The sequence below is a fragment of the Brevibacillus brevis genome, assembly GCF_022026395.1.
Classification (GTDB): Bacteria; Bacillota; Bacilli; order Brevibacillales; family Brevibacillaceae; genus Brevibacillus.
This window is the reverse complement of sequence record NZ_CP041767.1, coordinates 1,127,501-1,143,691: the sequence shown is the minus strand read 5'-3', so window position 1 is coordinate 1,143,691 and position 16,191 is coordinate 1,127,501. Positions and strand designations below refer to the sequence as shown.

The window sequence follows — 16,191 nt, the reverse complement described above, 5'->3', positions numbered from 1 at the left end:
AGTGAGAATTTTGAAAGAGATCAAGTTTGTCGCCGCAAACGTGAATATTATGCAAATCGGCTAACCCCATTCTACTTCCTATCTTCCTATGCCATTCACACAAAAGATTGCAAATAATGATTTTGCCTGATTTGCTGCTGGAACCCCCGCATTCCGGCATGAATAGATTGAAAATGCTAGGAAATTATGAAAAAAGGAAGTGCAACAATTGGGACAAAGTTCAAGCCCAGCAAGTGAAAAGTACGATTATATCGTGATTGGCGCCGGAACTGCCGGAGGAGTAATCGCCAAGGAATTGACAGATGACAAGAAGACTTCTGTACTTGTTCTGGAAGCAGGTACAAATATGCCGAACCCAAGCGCTTCTCTAGAGGCAGCAGTGAATATGGCAGATGATAACAAACTATCCTTCATTGCTGTCTCGAAAATCGAACAAGCAATTGGACGCCAGCTTCCGCTATGGAGTGGGAGAGTAATTGGTGGAAGCTCCGAACATAATTTTATGTATGCTGTCCGCGGAAGCCGCCAGCTATATGATCAGTGGGCAAAACTCGTCGGAGATCAGTGGGGCTACGATCATCTCCGCTCCCTATTCAAAAAAAACGAAACCTATACGGGAGATACACAAAGCCCAAAAGAACGCGGTAAAAAAGGCCCTATTTTTGTCAGGCAGCAACTGATTCCGAATAGTGGGCTTATCCAAACTTTGGCTGAAGCAACCTCTCAGGTTTTGGGTATCCCCATCGTGGAAGATTACAATACAGGTATCCGAGACTGTACCTTCTATCAATCACAGTATATTCAACAAGAAGTAGATGGGAAGTTTATTCGTTCCTCCACGAGAGCCGGGTATTTAAATAACCAAATCGTGACACAGGGCAATGAATTCCAGCCAGATGAGTTCGGGATTGGAGGCAGAAAGTTAGTCATTTTCGGAAAAACAACCGTAAATAAAATTCTCTTTGCATCAAAAAAGAACGTGCAGACTGCCGTTGGGGTCGAATTCGTTCGAAACGGCGTGACACAAATCGCTTATGCGAAAAAAGGAATTATTGTCTCTGCCGGTACCTACTCCTCGGTTATCCTGCAACGATCAGGGATTGGCAGAACGACGGATTTAGCTCAAGCAGGGATAGCAACATTGGTAGAGAGTCCAAATGTCGGTCACAATCTTCAGTCGCAATACAGTATTGGCATGGGCATCGAGGTAAAAACAGACCGACTCCTTCCAGTATTTGCTGCTGACCCTGATCAGCCTGTGGCACTTGGTGCATTTAAAAAAGAAAACGGACCGAGTCGCCGCCTGCAAATATTAGGTCTTCCCGTACCGTTCTTTATCCCTGTTCAAGACGTCCTTATCAATGGTTGGCAATTTGTTCCCACAAAGGAAAGCAATATCATGAGTATTGGCCTAGCAGACTTGAACCCCAAAAGTAAAGGTTCGATTACGGTTGCACATAGTGATCCGGAAGCCTATCCATCGATTAGATTCAATGTCTTTGAAAATCCTGATGACCTAAACTTTTTGGTAGACCAATATATCGAAATGTTCAAAGTGATTACGAAGGCTCGTGAACTCGATCCAGAGGGCATTTACAAAGTAGTATATCCTCCCGAGCCCCTATTCCAAGTACCGGATGAAGCAGAAAAACGAAGCTTGCTCGCTGATTATGTGAGAGCATCTTGCAGCATTTTCGCTCACTATGGTGGGCAATGTAAAATGGGGAAAAGCATTTCCGAAGGTGTTGTGGATGGGTACCTGAATGTATTTGACACGAAAAATCTCAAAGTCGCTGATCTATCCATCTCCCCTATTTTACCTGACGGCAACACTTCCACGGCGGCACAGATGATCGGTTTGAATGCGGCCCGGATTATTCGCGAAGAAGCGGAAAAACATCGAGGCGATGATTGTGACGACGATGATGATTAATTTACTCCATCCTATGTTGTAGTAGTCTGACCGTTACAATTCCCGAGGTTCTACCGCTTCCTTACAAATAACCCATGATTGATCCCTTGCTCAATGAACCGTTGTGAATTCATTTGACAAAGAATCAATCATGGGTTTCCTTTATCTACCATTCGTCCATATGTAACCAGGCTATTTCGGCGTGTCTTTCTCCGCTTTTGATACCTTCAAGTTAAATTCTCTTTCCTGCTCCTCAATAATCGCTCGATCCTCTGCATTATCTCTCACTACTTTTTGCGTCAAAATCGATCCAACTGCTACCAGAAGCATGCACGCGATATAATACCCCTTTTCGTGCAGCTGAAGACCTGATGCATTGTATAAACCGATGGAAAATAGCAGCACACCTGCGCCCAATGTAAAGTACGCCAAGAAAGTGAAGGCTCCCGTGTTGCGCATCCGATGCTTTTGTGGATACATAGTAACACCCCTCACATTATGTTCATGTGGCTCATGCAAACACTAACAAATATAAGTCAACCGGACGATTTCTCGCCCGGTTGCTTTTAAAGATTACTTCACAGCCTCTTTCTTGCCAAAGAAAGTACGCAACGCCTTGTATACCTCGCCCTTTTCCCGAATGACACAATGCATGAATTTCGGCTCTTTGATGTGGCGATACGCTGACATAAGGGTGCTGTGCCTATTATACTGATTGACCTCACCATAGCCAAACATATTGCATCTCTCCATGAGCTCTTTCACCAGCTTTACGCAACGCTCATTGTCAGATGTGAGATTGTCGCCATCGGAAAAATGGAACGGGTAAATATTGTACTGCGAAGTTGGGTAACGGCTATCGATGATCTCCAACGCTTTTTTGTAAGCAGAGGAGCAGATCGTCCCCCCGCTTTCCCCTTTCGAGAAAAAGGTGTCCTCCGTTACCTCCTTCGCATCCGTATGATGGGCAATGAAGACGATCTCGACTTTTTCGTACTTGGTACGCAGAAAACGTACCATCCAGAAGAAAAAGCTGCGGGCGATATACTTTTCAAACACACCCATCGATCCAGATGTATCCATCATCGCAATAATGACAGCATTGGAATGAGGCTTGATGATCTCTTCCCACGTCTTGAAGCGCAGGTCATCATCGGTGATCCCCAGCTCCATATCACTGTAGCCTGCCAGCGCATTTCGGCGGATGGCCGCGATCAGCGTGCGTTTTTTGTCAATGTTGCCCATCAAGCCTTTTTTCCTGACATCATTGAACCGCGTCTCTTCCACGACGATTTGTTCCTCGTCTTTTTGTTGAAGGTTCGGCAGCTCCAGCTCGGCGAAAAGCATCTCCTGCAATTCTTCTACGCTGATTTCAGCCTCGTAGTAGTCTACACCTGGCTGATCACCCGCTCCCTGACCTTTTCCTGGCCCTTGCGCCGGATCGCCGTCACGGGCTACGACATCGCCTACTTTACTGTTTCCTTTACCTTGACCGCCATGTTTTCCCTTTTGGAAGTTAAAACGCAATCGGTATTCATCCAGGGAGCGAATAGGGATCTTAATGACTTCCCGACCATTCGACATGATGATGTTTTCTTCGCTGACGAGATCGGGCAGATTTTTTTTGATCGCTTCTTTCACTTTTTCCTGGTGTCGATTTTGGTCCTGGTACCCTTTGCGGTGCAGCGACCAGTCTTCCCGGGAGACAATGAACGATGATTCATCTTTCATGCCGTCTCCTCCTAGCAACTGGCGCAATCTGCGCCGAATATGACGTGCCCCTTATGTCGCCAACGTTCTGTCATCTGTTCAACAGGCTTCCCACGTAGCGCAGCAGCTCATTTGCGCAAACCGGGCAATATTGATGCTCTTCGATAAGACGCTTGGTAACCTCATTAATTTTCTTGAGCTGATGCTCATCCGGTGTTTTATTCGAGGTCGTAATCTTGACGACATCCTTCAGATCAGCAAACAGCTTCTTCTCGATAGCTTCCCGCAGACGGTCATGCGTGCTGTAGTCAAAACGCTTCCCTTTACGCGCGTAGGCCGAGATACGGATGAGAATTTCTTCACGGAAGGCCCGCTTGGCATTTTCCGAGATGCCGATTTGCTCCTCGATGGAACGCATCAGGCGCTCATCTGGATCCATCTCCTCACCTGTAACGGGGTCACGGATTTTGTTCATGTTGCAATAAGCTTCCACATTGTCCAAATAGTTATCCATGAGCGTTTTTGCCGACTCTTCGTAGCTGTAGACAAACGCCTTCTGCACCTCTTTTTTCGCCAGCTCGTCGTATTCCTTACGCGCGATAGAGATAAAGTTCATATACCTCTCCCGCTGCTCCTTGGTGATGGACGGATGCTGGTCAAAGCCTTCTTTTAGCGCCCGAAGAATATCAAGCGCATTGATGCACTCCGTGTCGCGTCGGATCAGTGCACTGGAGATACGGTTGATGACATACCGCGGATCAATACCGGACATTCCTTCATCGGCATGCTCGTTACGCAGCTCTTCCAGATCGGCTCCCTTGAAGCCTTCCACCGATTCACCATCATATAACCGCATCTTTTTCAGCAGATCGGCCCCTTGCTTTTTCGATTCCTTCAGGCGGGTCATAATGGAAAAGACTGCTGCTGACCGGAGCGCATGCGGTGAAATATGCACATGCCCCAAGTCGGATTGCTTGATTAATTTCGCGTATATTTTTTCTTCGTCACTGACACGCAGATTATACGGCATCGGCATGACGATAATCCGAGATTGCAGTGCCTCATTTTTCTTATTTGAAATAAAAGCCTTGTACTCCGATTCGTTCGTATGCGCAACAATCAGCTCATCTGCAGAAATGAGGGCAAAACGACCTGCCTTGAAGTTTCCTTCCTGTGTCAGCGACAGGAGATGCCACAAAAATTTCTCGTCGCATTTCAACATTTCCTGAAACTCCATCAATCCACGATTGGCTTTGTTCAGCTCACCATCAAATCGATAAGCACGGGGATCGGACTCAGAGCCGTACTTCGTAATCGTCGAGAAGTCGATGCTCCCCGTCAAATCAGCAATATCCTGTGACTTTGGATCGGAAGGGCTAAATGTACCGATCCCCACCCGATTGGCTTCGGAAAACAAAATCCGACGAACAGGGAAATCCTCAATGCACCCTCCATATTCGGTCTCCAACCTCATCCGGTTATAGGGCGTCAGTTCTCCTTCAATCTTGATTCCCAGCTCTTCTTCTACCTCTGGACGCAGCTCGTGCGGGATGAGATGAAGTGGTTCTTCGTGCATGGGGCAACCATCAAGTGCATAGATCGCTCCGGCTTCCGTCCGTGAATACTCTTCCAGTCCTCGCTTGAGCATCGTCACGAGCGTAGACTTACCGCCACTGACAGGTCCCATCAAGAGCAAGATGCGCTTGCGGACATCCAGACGCCGTGCAGCCGAGTGGAAATATTCCTCCACTAGGCGCTCTACTGAACGGTCCAATCCGAAAATTTCGCGACTAAAAAATTGATACGAACGTGAACCGTCCTCGTTCTCTTCAACCCCCGCACTTTTAATCATGTTGTAGACGCGTGAGTGCGCAGTCTGGGCAATTTGCGGATTTTTACGTACCAATTCCAAATATTCGGCGAATGTTCCTCTCCACATCAAGTTTTCTTCGCGGGCCCGGTGCTCAGCGATCCGTTTTAAAATGTCCATGTTCGACACTCCTCCCTCTTAAGCCCCTCTCTCTTCCCAACGACAATGTACTCTCATGTATATGTCCGCCTGCGGTCACGCATTCACGTGCAAGCCGTTTTCTCCGGTTGCCAACAGGCTCTTACAGCCTTTACATATGTGTATGCGCGACATCAGCACAAGTTTCAGCAATCTTCCCATAAAAATTAAGGCAGACTGCTTTTTTATGGCTTGGAAGATTACGGAATTGTAAGGTTTAACGAGCGTAGCTGTAAGCTGATTCGATGGTTTGTAATCCCTACTCCCCTGTAAAATACAATCATAAGCAACATACACGGAAAGCCAATACGGATTGGCTTAAAAATAGCGGGAGGAACGAATATGGACATCCAAACAGAACGCATTCAAGTGAAAAAAGGACTTTATTTGACCGGCATCGCAACCTTGGTGATTCTTTCGGTATTTATTTACCAAGCAGTGACAGGAATGGAACTTGATACAGGAGAAATACTGAGTGTGCCCATTGCGATTAGTGCCTTCTTGAAACTCGTGAATGATCATCGAAAATTGTCACTTACGTAAGGGCGCAACAGCTTTAATTCGTTTGCAAAGTGGGCAGGCTACGCTATAATGGGAGTAGTTTGTTTACGAAAGGAGCTGTCAAACGTGGGTACATTTATCGTGGCATTGGTCTTCGGAGCTTTTCTGTTTTTCATTCTGACAGCTGGCTACAACGAGGACAAAACCTGGAACATGTAAGAATCATCCAGGGAAAAAAGCAGGCCGCCTACTGTGGCAACCTGCTTTTTTTGTTTTCTTGTTATTTTTTATTCTCTTTCTTTTCTGCTTTCTTCGCTTCGATTTCTGCCTTGATTTCTTTTGCACTCTTGCCTGCTGTGTCGACGCCCCACTTGGCAGCCTTTTCTTTCAGGTTCGCGAGCTGTTCTTGCTTCTTCACTTGTTTTGCTGCCTTTTTCTCAGCGTTTTCTGCTTTTTTTGCTACTTTTGCTTCTTTTATAGCCGCTTTTACTTCTTTCGCTGTTTTACCTGCTGTGTCAACGCCCAGCTTTACAGCCTTATCGTTTAGCTTGGCGAGTCGTTCTTGCTTCTTCGCTTCTTTTGCCGCTTTTTTTGCTGCTTTTTTCTCAGCGTTTTCTGCCTTCTTTGCTGCTTTTGCTTCTTGAATCGCTGCTTTTACTTCCTTATTTGTTTGATCCGTGGTTTCGACGCCCCACTTGGCAGCCTTCGCGTTCAGCTTTGCTCTGTTTTCTTCCTTTTTCTCCGCTTTCGAGTGCGTAACTGTAGAATCCGCTGCTGTATCCGCAGCAGCCACAACAGAGATACCACTAAACAGCAAGGTAGCCATTACCAGAGACGAAACAAGTTTTTTCATGCAAGATTTCCTCCTTTATGATGTAAACCGTAGTCGTACACACCTAGCCTACCTGATGATTTTGGGATAAGTATGTGAAAAAGCAGGCTTGGCCATTTTTTCAGACGGACAACCTGCTTCTCGCTTATACTTTCATAGTCATTTCTTAACCTGCAAACACACCGCTTTTTTCAGAAATCGCCGTAAACAGCTCTTCTAATGATCCCCGCTGATCGACCTGATACTGAGGCTCACCACGGTCTTCCATCCAATTGGTTACCAGAAACGTTTTCATTCCCAACTTGGATGCGACCATGTCCTCCTGCATGTGATTCCCGACCATGATACAGTCTGTCGGCTCAACCCCAAGCTTTTGGCAAATCTCCTTGTAATAACCAGGATTCGGCTTCGTGAAATGCGATTCCTCGTAGACAGTGACCAGCTCGAAATCATCCGGGGACATCCCGATCCAAGCGAGGCGATGGTGAATGGCATCCCGCGGGAAAACCGGATTCGTCGCTACTGCAACCCGAAACCCTTGCTCTTTGGCGGCAGCAACAATCTGCTTTGCCCATGGCGAAGGATACGTCAGGTGAGAAAGTGTCGGAAACACATCCCGATAAAACGAATCAAACAGTGGCCATATTTCCTCCCGATCCCACTCACTATGTTCCGTAAAATGTTCGATAAAAACTTGCTCATTCGTCTTGTCAGGCTCTTGGTTCATGATCATTGCTTTGGTCGCATCCCAAACCAGCGCCAACAGCTTTTCGGTATCGTACTTATCTCCGACATGACGACCTACTTCAACCAAGTAACTTTTGACAAAGGGTTCTGTCTGCATCTCTAATAATGTACCGTCCAAATCAAACAGGATGGTATTCACAGTCATAATGGATCTCTCCCTCCCAAATGCCTTACGATAACGCTGGAAAACCTAACTGGCGAAGTCCCTCAAACAAGACAATAGCTGCACAATTGGACAGGTTCACAGAACGGGTCGCACCACTCATCGGGATACGAATAGTCTGCTCCCGATATTTTTCTGTCAGCTCTTCCGGTAAACCCGTCGTCTCCTTGCCCAAGATAATGTAGTCGCCATCCCGGAAAGAAACGTCCGTATACAGCTTTTCCCCCCAGGTCTCCACAAAGTAAAAAGTGCCCGCACCTTCTCCTTGAGCCGCAGCAAAGTGCTCAAAGCTCTCATGATGGTGAACGTTAACCGCATGCCAATAATCGAGACCAGCCCGCTTCAGGTAACGATCGTCCGTTGAAAATCCGAGTGGGTGAATCAAATGCAGATGCGCTCCTGTCGCTGCACATGATCGGGCGATATTTCCCGTATTAGCAGGGATGAGCGGCTCATGCAAAACAATATGTAACGGCATATCTGAAAATCTCCTTGTAATTTGCGAACTTGGTACCTGTACACGACCTATTATACCACCGTGCCCAGCTTCTGTAACAAATGGAGTGCCTGCTGCATCTAATCAGAAAACTTTAGCTATCAAAGGAGTGATGATTAGATGGGGACACCCATTTCATTTTGGCGACGCCTTATCGCACATGTGAGCATCCTGAGTTTGATCCTGTTAGGTGCCAGTTGGATGTGGGTTGATTTTTCTTCGTTTCCCGTCCTAGAAACATGGAGCATGCTTCTCGGCTATCTCTCATTTATTTTGATTGGCTGCACCTTATTGATTGGCTCACTCCAGTCCTTGCTCCCTGCTGGCTGGTTGACTATCAGCTCGTCCATCCGTCGAGATATCGGGATATGGGCTGGGCTAACTGGACTTCTGCACGTCATTCTTGTGCTCGTCCTTTTTGAAAATGAGCCTCGCCTAATGATCATTCAAGAAAACCGTTCCGAAAAGGCTGATGGCTGGCTGGGTCTGTTCTTTTTCGCTTCTTCTGATCCAACCATGTGGCCATCTCCCAACTGGACCCTTACAGGCGTTGCGAACTACCTTGGGTTGCTTGCCTTTTTCATTCTACTAGCCCTGTTGCTGACATCTTCTGCACGCGCAGAAAAATGGCTGGGTGGCTCCAGTTGGAAAAGGCTTCATCTCGCCAATCCATGGCTTTTTGTCATCGTCTTGTTCCATGGCTTGATTTACACCCAATCCATCAAAGGAGAACCGCATACCTTTTCAGACATGCTCGTTTTCGCAGCAATGATTTGGGTGATTCGCAGCATCTCTTTTATGCGAAGAGCTCTTTATCGCAAGCGGTAATTAGACTCCTCTTATATGAAAGAAGGCATAGCGCATTTTGGGCGTATAGGCTGTGGAATCCTCATATGCCCAATAACGCATGCTGCTATCTGTCGTATGGGCATTCACTAGCGGCATTTGATTCGCGTCTTTTGCGACCACAATCGTATTGTGCTGAAAACGCCCATCCCCGTTAAAATCATAACAAATGATATCACCTGGTACCAATTCCGCCGCGGAGCTTTTCGTAACCGCCCGCATAGGTGGTCCACCCGATTTCAAGAGTAAATACAAGCTATGGGCCACCGTCCAGCTATAGCTCCAAGAGGCGCCTTTTCCCGTGCGAATCCACCAGCCCTTGCCCATCTCTTTCGACATCAGCATAGGGATTCCGCCAGCATGTAAACATTGCGAGATAAAATTCGTGCAGTCATCCGTAAAACGAGGATATATCGGATTGGTCGTATTCCAGTAACGTTCCGCATACGCGACTGCATTTGCAGCTTTGTAGCCTCCCGCTCCATGCACAACCAGCATAAGTTGGTCAATGGCATCCTCGACGCCTGACACAACGATGACAGGCTCCTCCTCTTCTTCGACCACCAATTTTTGATCACCGTTCGACTCCCTTGCCCCGATGATCGACCACTTTTCATTCGTTTTGAGCAACTGGAGCTGGAACAGCCTTTTGCTTACCTCTGTATACTTGGTTTGCTTGATCCCCAGCGTTTTATTTTCTTGCCATTGAACCGTTATTTCCATGGTGGCATCGGTATCTATCCAACACAAGGGCATTACTTGTCCCTGGACAGCCAATAATTTGGCTCCCCGCTCCTCAGCTCTCCGCTTCTCCCGTTTCAGTCGATCCCATTCTTCCTGCACACCTGCCTCTCCTGCGCAATAAAAACACAGCAGCCGCTCATACTTTCCGTCCATAGATGACTGGTGAACTGCTTGAAAGTATTGCTGAAGAAATTCACGCCACTCCACTTTCCCCTCCTCCTTTCCGCCTCCAGACTGCGACAAAGCCCATGAACTGTTCATCTCAATGAAGAATATGTCGCTCGTGGAGCATTCAGAAGAAAAAGAAAAGCTGTCCGAGCAAGCAGACAGCTTATTAGGAAGAAGCGTGAGCAAAAAGTGGTCCTTCTTCTAGTGACAGCAAATATTCTTTAATGGATAAGCCACCGCCGTACCCGACCAAGGCACCATTCGAGCCAATGACACGATGGCACGGTATAATGACAGGAATCGGATTGCGATTGTTCGCACCGCCAATGGCCCGAACAGCTTTCGCCGCTCCAATTGCCAAGGCAATATCTTTGTAAGAACGAGTTTCTCCATAGGGAATGTTCGATAGCTCATTCCATACAGCCTTTTGAAAGGGAGTTCCGTACAATACGGTTGGAACATCAAACGACTTGCGCTTGCCTGCAAAATACTCTTCTAGCTGAATTTTTGCAGACTCATTGATCGAATCGTTACGCGTTGGGGTAGTCCCTAAGAACGTTTTTTTGCACCAGCGCACAAGCGGCGCCAATCCGTCTTGTTCATTGGCAAACTGAATGTAGCACAGCCCTTCTTCTGTTGAAGCCAAGAGCAATGGTCCAATCGGTGAATCCATCATGGTATAGCCTAATTCCTTTGCCATTTAACGTCCTCCCTCTCTTGTTCAAACTAACCCTGTGCACGAAGCATGCTTATGCCTTTTTCTATCTCTTCCACCACTTCTGGTGACGCCTCTTTTGCTTTTGCGGTAATGAGTGCTTCTTGTGCCTGCTCTCCCCCGATTTTTCCAAGCGCCCATGCAGCAGTTCCCCGGATGACTGGACGAGGGTCTTCGAACAATAGACGCTCCAAATGAGGAATAGCTGTCCGATCCTTGAAATGTGCAAGCGCTAGTATTGCATTACGTTGAATTGGTTTTTTGCCTCTCCAAGATGAAGAGGATAGCCCAAACTTCTCCTTGAACTCCTTATTGCTCATCTGAAGCAGAGGAATCAACAAAGGCTTGGCAATCTCCGGATCAGGCTGAAATTCAGCATGATGGTCGTTGTCAATGCGCCGATTCTTAGGACATACCGTCTGACAAGTGTCGCAACCGTACAGCCGATTCCCGATTTTTCCGCGGAATTCATCTGGAATAAAGTCTTTCACCTGTGTCAAATAAGCTACACATCGCTGTGCGTCAAGCTGCCCCCCCTGAATCAAGGCTCCGGTCGGACAAGCGTCTACACATATATTGCAGTCGCCACAGCCTTCTTCGATTGGTTGGTCGCTTGGCAACGGAAGATTCGTTACCAGCTCCCCCAAGTACACCCATGATCCGAACTCCGGCGTTATGATGGCGCAGTTTTTACCTACAAACCCAATCCCGGCCCGCTCCGCTACCGCACGATCGGACAATGCTCCCGTGTCTACCATGGATTCGATCCGAGCCCCTGGCTCGAGCTCCATAATGAATCGCGTCAGCTTGTCCAGCTTGTCGCGCAGAACGTGATGATAATCGGTTCCCCATGCTGCACGGCATAAGATTCCCCGATACGCACCAGGCTCTGACTTTGGTGGATTTTTGAGCTTGGATGGATAAGCCAATGCTATCGAAATCAGCGAGCGTGCCCCGTCCAACAACAGTTCCGGGTTCGTCCTCTTTTCTAAATCTGGCTCTTCAAATCCAGATTCGTAGCCCTTTTCCCGATGTACAAGTAGTCGTTCCTTTAAGGTCGTGAATGGATCGGCACTGGCAAACCCGATCTTATCGATTCCGATTTCCTTGGCATAGTCAATGATGGACTGCTTTGTCTGCTCCCAGTACAGCAAGTCGTTCACAGTTGTCTAATCGCTCCTGTCGCCAATTCGTCGCAGCGGTTGTTCCATTTGTTGTCGGCGTGTCCTTTGACTTTTACATACTCTACCTTGTGGGTGTCCATCAATTGCAACAGTTCTTTCCATAAGTCCTGATTTTCCACCTGCTGGCCTTTGCTGTTTTTCCAGCCGTTTTTCAGCCAGCCTTTATACCAGCCTTGCTTGAAACAGTTGACCAAGTATGCACTATCACTGTACAGCGTCACCTTACAAGGCTCCTTCAATGTAGAGAGCGCCTTGATGGCCGCCAACAGCTCCATTCTGTTATTCGTTGTATGTGGTTCGGCACCGGACATTTCCTTGATGTGTTGGCCATACATCAGTACAGCTCCCCAACCACCTGGTCCTGGATTGCCGGAACATGCTCCGTCTGTATAAATATCAACCTCACGCATTGTCATCGTCAGGGGTTCCCTCCTCTGTTCTCTTCTATTGTATCGAAGCTTAGTCGCTTCCACAAAATTTTTTTGTTATACTACCAAAAATAGAATTAATAAGGAGTGTCTATTGATGAAAGTTCAGCTAGATTCTTCCGTGTCCGAGCGTTTGCCGCAATTTTCTCTCGGCATTTTACAATACAGCAATGCTTCCGTCAGTGACTCCCCCAAAATGCTGCAGGGACGTATCAATTATTATGTGGAGAGCTTGCGGCTCGATCATGACACCGCAAAGCTGACAGAAATCGAAGGCGTCCGCGAGTGGAGAGCTTGCTTTAAGCAAGTTGGCATTGATCCGTCTAGGTACCGCCCTTCCTCCGAAGCATTGCTGCGTCGACTGCTGCAGGGAAATCCTTTTTTCTGGATTAATAGCGCTGTTGATGTTAATAATTTTTTCTCTGTTTTGCACGCACTTCCTTTTGGGATTTATGACGTTAATCATCTAACGGGTGATATCACTTGTCGTCTTGGCCACGCCGATGATGTCTATGAAGGATTAAATGGACGAGAAGTCAACATGGAAGGGAAATTGCTGCTCGCTGATGGTAACGGCGCATTTGGGAGTCCCATTGTCGACTCCAAGCGCTCATGTGTAACGGAACAAAGCAGCACGCTCCTCCAAGTCATCTTTTTCCATGAAAAAATGGAACAATCTAAAAAAGAAGAAATTGTAGGTTCAGTTGGTCGCATGTTTACGGAAATCAACGGCGGCGAGCTGACTCACTCCTCTATTGTTACTGCCTAAGAAAAAAAGACGGCCCGTCATGCAGCCTGGCCGTCTTTTTTTACGCTATCTTCTTCCTTTTTTCTAAAAACGATATGTTCCAGGACCAGACACACAATAACTCCGAGCAATAAGCCATTGCCGAATAAGAAGCTTGCTAATGCAGGAAGTTTCTGCCAAGCTACAGCCGGTACGAACATAACTCCGATCCCAACCAATAGCGAGCTACCCCCAATAATAATCGTACGTTCGTCCATCTTCACATTCACGTAATCCTTCAACCCGAAGCCCAGCAGTTGCGTATAGGAAATGAACATCGCCGCATATGCCACTGGAGTAGGCAAAGCCGCCAAAAAATGGGCAACAGTGGGAATCAGCCCAATCAGCATCATCCCTAGCATTGCTATCACAAATGGCAGGCGCGAAGCCATTTTTGTGGTTTGAATAACCGCTGCGGCCAAGGAAAGTGGAATCATACCTACCACACCGCTCAAGCCTGACAGAAAATGGGATACCCCTGTAAAAATACCACCGCGATTGTACTGCTTTTCAGTAGGCACTGTATCTGTCGCTTTTCCCATGACCGACAAACTCGTCATGAGGTTTGTCAACAGAACGAATCCTGTCAGCATACTCGTTAATACAACGCCCCAATCCCAACGTGGAGGTCCCCAAAAGAAAATAGAAGGCCATGAAAGCAATTGTTCAGTAGGTCGAACTGGTTCTGTCCATCCAAGAAGCGCGTACACGATCCAGCCTCCAACCATGCCAAACAAAACGGCAAAACTGGAGAATCGCTTCGTCCGCATAATGAAGACAACAAGGGCTACAATCCCTATGGACACAAGTGCTACTCCCGGCTGTACCTCTTTTGAATGCTGAAAACCAATACCAAGCATGCCCGTGAGAATGTTACTACACAAAGAAACAGCAAGCAAAATCATATACGTACCTGAAACCAACGGCGTAAACCACTTCTGTAATTTGCCAATCCAGCCTAATAAGCCAAAAATGAAAAAGAGTAGACCAGCTAATATCATACCTACTTGAAAGGATTGACCAATTTCTTGTGGATGAAGACCCATGCTCGTTCCGAGCTGAGCCAAAATGATAAAGATCCCCCACCATAGTCCAGCCGGACCTTCAATCATCGGATAGCGGTGTCCAATCCATACTTGCAGTAGTGACGCGAGTCCGATGTAAAACATGGTCTGCTGCATCAGCTTTCCAATTTCATCAGCCTGCAAGCCGTACATATCTCCAATCATTAATGGTACCGCCACACTGCTGGAAACAGTTACGATCATCCATTGTAATACGGATAACGTCGTAATCCCCATTGGCGGCTTGTCTTGTAGCTTATAAAACACCTCAACCACCTCGACCTGTTACTTACACAAGTTGTCTATTTCCCCTCTAAACTATGCTCATATCAAAGCAGAAAAAAACCCCAATCATCAAGAAATCTTGACATTCAGGGTTAGCTTGTAAATGTATGGTGCCGGTGAAGGGACTTGAACCCCCACGGTTTCCCTCACGATTTTGAGTCGCGCGCGTCTGCCATTCCGCCACACCGGCAAATATTTTGGAGGAGGCACCCGGATTTGAACCGGGGGTGAGGGTTTTGCAGACCCGTGCCTTACCACTTGGCTATGCCTCCATGATATAAGGTAAAACAATTTGAGAAATGGAGCGGACGAAGGGTCTCGAACCCTCGACCTTCGCCTTGGCAAGGCGACGCTCTACCAATTGAGCTACGTCCGCATTTTAATGGCTGGGGTACTAGGATTTGAACCTAGGAATGACGGAGTCAAAGTCCGTTGCCTTACCGCTTGGCTATACCCCAATAAGTAATCCCCAACTATGAATTTATGGGGCGATCGATGGGACTTGAACCCACGAGTGCCGGAGCCACAATCCGGTGCGTTAACCCCTTCGCCACGACCGCCATGATTACTACTATTTTCTTGAAAAATGGCAGGGGCAGTAGGAATCGAACCCACACCAAAGGTTTTGGAGACCTTCGTTCTACCGTTAAACTATGCCCCTATAAAGGTGGCTCGGGACGGAATCGAACCGCCGACACGAGGATTTTCAGTCCTCTGCTCTACCGACTGAGCTACCGAGCCTTATATCCATGCTTTACGCGCCAATTTCATTTGATTAGAAATGGCGGAGCTGACGGGACTCGAACCCGCGACCTCCGGTGTGACAGACCGGCGTGAACTCCAACTTCACCACAGCTCCATATTTGGTTGCACCCACTGGGTACTCCGATCCTACTTGATCAAGAAAATTACTCGACGTGAGCAAGTAGAAAATTTGGTTGCGGGAGCAGGATTTGAACCTGCGACCTTCGGGTTATGAGCCCGACGAGCTACCGAGCTGCTCCATCCCGCGATAGTCAGGACGACTGAGTGTCAGTGTTACCACAGGACATGGCACTTTTAGCTGACCTTCCTTGCCCTTTGATATTAGTGGTGGAGGCTGACGGGATCGAACCGCCGACCCTCTGCTTGTAAGGCAGATGCTCTCCCAGCTGAGCTAAGCCTCCAAATCACCTACAAGTATGTAGGGATTTTTCTAGGTGACCCGTAGGGGATTCGAACCCCTGTATGACAGCGTGAAAGGCTGCTGTGTTAAACCGCTTCACCAACGGGCCAAGATGGCGGATGGAGTGGGATTTGAACCCACGAGACGGTTCGACACCGCCTACACGATTTCCAATCGTGCTCCTTCGGCCGCTCGGACATCCATCCATATGGCTCCTCGGGACGGACTCGAACCGCCGACCGATCGGTTAACAGCCGATTGCTCTACCAACTGAGCTACCGAGGAACGTTGAAGGATTTATTCCTTCAAAACTGAATACGCATGATTGCTAAGAGTGTGTGGATAAGTCCTCGACCGATTAGTATTCGTTAGCTCCACGCGTTACCGCGCTTCCACACCGAACCTATCAACCTCATCGTCTATGAGGGGTCTTACC

15 protein-coding genes, 13 tRNA genes and 1 rRNA gene (1 of these 29 running past the window's edge) are annotated in these 16,191 nt (G+C 47.6%); 4 read left to right on the top strand and 25 right to left on the bottom strand.

From position 1 onward, the window contains the following. Positions 1–208: 208 nt before the first annotated feature. Positions 209–1,933: a GMC family oxidoreductase gene (locus FO446_RS05875; RefSeq protein WP_237900082.1), complete on the top strand. Its 1,725-nt coding sequence runs from the start codon at positions 209–211 to the stop codon at positions 1,931–1,933. Between the two features lie 171 nt (positions 1,934–2,104). Here the strand turns inward: FO446_RS05875 and FO446_RS05870 are convergent, their stop codons facing one another. From FO446_RS05870 to FO446_RS05860, 3 genes are all read right to left on the bottom strand, one after another. Continuing rightward, positions 2,105–2,392 carry a YiaA/YiaB family inner membrane protein gene (locus tag FO446_RS05870; RefSeq protein ID WP_173609103.1) on the bottom strand — a complete coding sequence of 96 codons (288 nt, stop codon included), beginning with the start codon at positions 2,390–2,392 and terminating at the stop codon, positions 2,105–2,107. A gap of 93 nt (positions 2,393–2,485) precedes the next feature. Next, positions 2,486–3,643, bottom strand: a complete 1,158-nt coding sequence (yhbH, locus tag FO446_RS05865) for a sporulation protein YhbH (RefSeq protein WP_017251936.1) — start codon at positions 3,641–3,643, stop codon at positions 2,486–2,488. A gap of 70 nt (positions 3,644–3,713) precedes the next feature. After that, positions 3,714–5,612 (bottom strand): PrkA family serine protein kinase, encoded by a 1,899-nt coding sequence (locus FO446_RS05860; RefSeq protein WP_173609104.1) that lies wholly within the window; start codon positions 5,610–5,612, stop codon positions 3,714–3,716. 360 nt (positions 5,613–5,972) lie between these two features. Between FO446_RS05860 and FO446_RS05855 the strand changes: the two genes are divergently transcribed. Further along, positions 5,973–6,173 carry a hypothetical protein gene (locus tag FO446_RS05855; protein WP_173609105.1) on the top strand — a complete coding sequence of 67 codons (201 nt, stop codon included), beginning with the start codon at positions 5,973–5,975 and terminating at the stop codon, positions 6,171–6,173. Positions 6,174–6,411: 238 nt separating this feature from the next. On the opposite strand, the gene FO446_RS05850 is transcribed toward FO446_RS05855, so the two are convergent. The 3 genes from FO446_RS05850 to trmL all read right to left on the bottom strand — a co-directional run bounded on the left by FO446_RS05850 (position 6,412) and on the right by trmL (position 8,351). Then, complete coding sequence (locus FO446_RS05850; protein WP_221867438.1) at positions 6,412–6,984, bottom strand: hypothetical protein; 573 nt, start codon at positions 6,982–6,984, stop codon at positions 6,412–6,414. Positions 6,985–7,129: 145 nt separating this feature from the next. Then, on the bottom strand, positions 7,130–7,855 hold the full coding sequence (locus FO446_RS05845; protein WP_173609107.1) for an HAD family hydrolase: 726 nt from the start codon (positions 7,853–7,855) through the stop codon (positions 7,130–7,132). 25 nt (positions 7,856–7,880) lie between these two features. Beyond that, the gene (gene trmL / locus FO446_RS05840; RefSeq protein WP_173609108.1) at positions 7,881–8,351 is read right to left on the bottom strand and encodes a tRNA (uridine(34)/cytosine(34)/5-carboxymethylaminomethyluridine(34)-2'-O)-methyltransferase TrmL; all 471 of its coding nucleotides are present in this window, start codon (positions 8,349–8,351) and stop codon (positions 7,881–7,883) included. 138 nt (positions 8,352–8,489) lie between these two features. Between trmL and FO446_RS05835 the strand changes: the two genes are divergently transcribed. After that, positions 8,490–9,197, top strand: coding sequence for a ferric reductase-like transmembrane domain-containing protein (locus FO446_RS05835; RefSeq protein ID WP_173609109.1), 708 nt, complete (start codon positions 8,490–8,492; stop codon positions 9,195–9,197). On the opposite strand, the gene FO446_RS05830 is transcribed toward FO446_RS05835, so the two are convergent. The 4 genes from FO446_RS05830 to rnhA form a co-directional block, all read right to left on the bottom strand. Further along, positions 9,198–10,166, bottom strand: a complete 969-nt coding sequence (locus tag FO446_RS05830; protein WP_237900080.1) for an amidase domain-containing protein — start codon at positions 10,164–10,166, stop codon at positions 9,198–9,200. A 127-nt stretch (positions 10,167–10,293) separates the two neighbouring features. Further along, positions 10,294–10,827, bottom strand: a complete 534-nt coding sequence (locus tag FO446_RS05825; protein WP_237900079.1) for a methylated-DNA--[protein]-cysteine S-methyltransferase — start codon at positions 10,825–10,827, stop codon at positions 10,294–10,296. Positions 10,828–10,853: 26 nt separating this feature from the next. Next, positions 10,854–12,005, bottom strand: coding sequence for a tRNA epoxyqueuosine(34) reductase QueG (queG, locus tag FO446_RS05820; RefSeq protein WP_173609112.1), 1,152 nt, complete (start codon positions 12,003–12,005; stop codon positions 10,854–10,856). Next, on the bottom strand, positions 12,002–12,436 hold the full coding sequence (gene rnhA / locus FO446_RS05815; protein WP_173609152.1) for a ribonuclease HI: 435 nt from the start codon (positions 12,434–12,436) through the stop codon (positions 12,002–12,004). The genes queG and rnhA overlap by 4 nt, the downstream gene beginning before the upstream one ends. Positions 12,437–12,551: 115 nt before the next feature. Between rnhA and FO446_RS05810 the strand changes: the two genes are divergently transcribed. Continuing rightward, a complete protein-coding gene (locus FO446_RS05810; RefSeq protein ID WP_173609113.1) occupies positions 12,552–13,223 on the top strand; it encodes a B3/B4 domain-containing protein in 672 nt (223 codons plus the stop codon). A gap of 17 nt (positions 13,224–13,240) precedes the next feature. On the opposite strand, the gene FO446_RS05805 is transcribed toward FO446_RS05810, so the two are convergent. From FO446_RS05805 to FO446_RS05735, 15 genes are all read right to left on the bottom strand, one after another. Then, positions 13,241–14,572 (bottom strand): purine/pyrimidine permease, encoded by a 1,332-nt coding sequence (locus tag FO446_RS05805; protein ID WP_237900078.1) that lies wholly within the window; start codon positions 14,570–14,572, stop codon positions 13,241–13,243. Positions 14,573–14,698: 126 nt separating this feature from the next. Further along, positions 14,699–14,780: transfer RNA gene (locus FO446_RS05800), tRNA-Leu, on the bottom strand. An 8-nt stretch (positions 14,781–14,788) separates the two neighbouring features. Then, positions 14,789–14,862: transfer RNA gene (locus FO446_RS05795), tRNA-Cys, on the bottom strand. A gap of 28 nt (positions 14,863–14,890) precedes the next feature. Beyond that, positions 14,891–14,966, bottom strand: a tRNA-Gly gene (locus FO446_RS05790). Between the two features lie 7 nt (positions 14,967–14,973). Continuing rightward, positions 14,974–15,048 (bottom strand) — tRNA-Gln (locus FO446_RS05785). Between the two features lie 26 nt (positions 15,049–15,074). After that, positions 15,075–15,150, bottom strand: a tRNA-His gene (locus FO446_RS05780). A 27-nt stretch (positions 15,151–15,177) separates the two neighbouring features. Further along, positions 15,178–15,251: transfer RNA gene (locus FO446_RS05775), tRNA-Trp, on the bottom strand. A gap of 7 nt (positions 15,252–15,258) precedes the next feature. After that, positions 15,259–15,331 (bottom strand) — tRNA-Phe (locus FO446_RS05770). A 41-nt stretch (positions 15,332–15,372) separates the two neighbouring features. After that, positions 15,373–15,449: transfer RNA gene (locus tag FO446_RS05765), tRNA-Asp, on the bottom strand. 76 nt (positions 15,450–15,525) lie between these two features. Continuing rightward, positions 15,526–15,602: transfer RNA gene (locus tag FO446_RS05760), tRNA-Met, on the bottom strand. Between the two features lie 78 nt (positions 15,603–15,680). Continuing rightward, positions 15,681–15,756: transfer RNA gene (locus tag FO446_RS05755), tRNA-Val, on the bottom strand. Between the two features lie 34 nt (positions 15,757–15,790). Next, positions 15,791–15,864, bottom strand: a tRNA-Glu gene (locus FO446_RS05750). Between the two features lie 4 nt (positions 15,865–15,868). Continuing rightward, positions 15,869–15,961, bottom strand: a tRNA-Ser gene (locus FO446_RS05745). Positions 15,962–15,964: 3 nt separating this feature from the next. Next, positions 15,965–16,040, bottom strand: a tRNA-Asn gene (locus tag FO446_RS05740). A gap of 53 nt (positions 16,041–16,093) precedes the next feature. Then, positions 16,094–16,191, bottom strand: a 23S ribosomal RNA gene (locus tag FO446_RS05735); it runs 2,831 nt beyond the window's last position.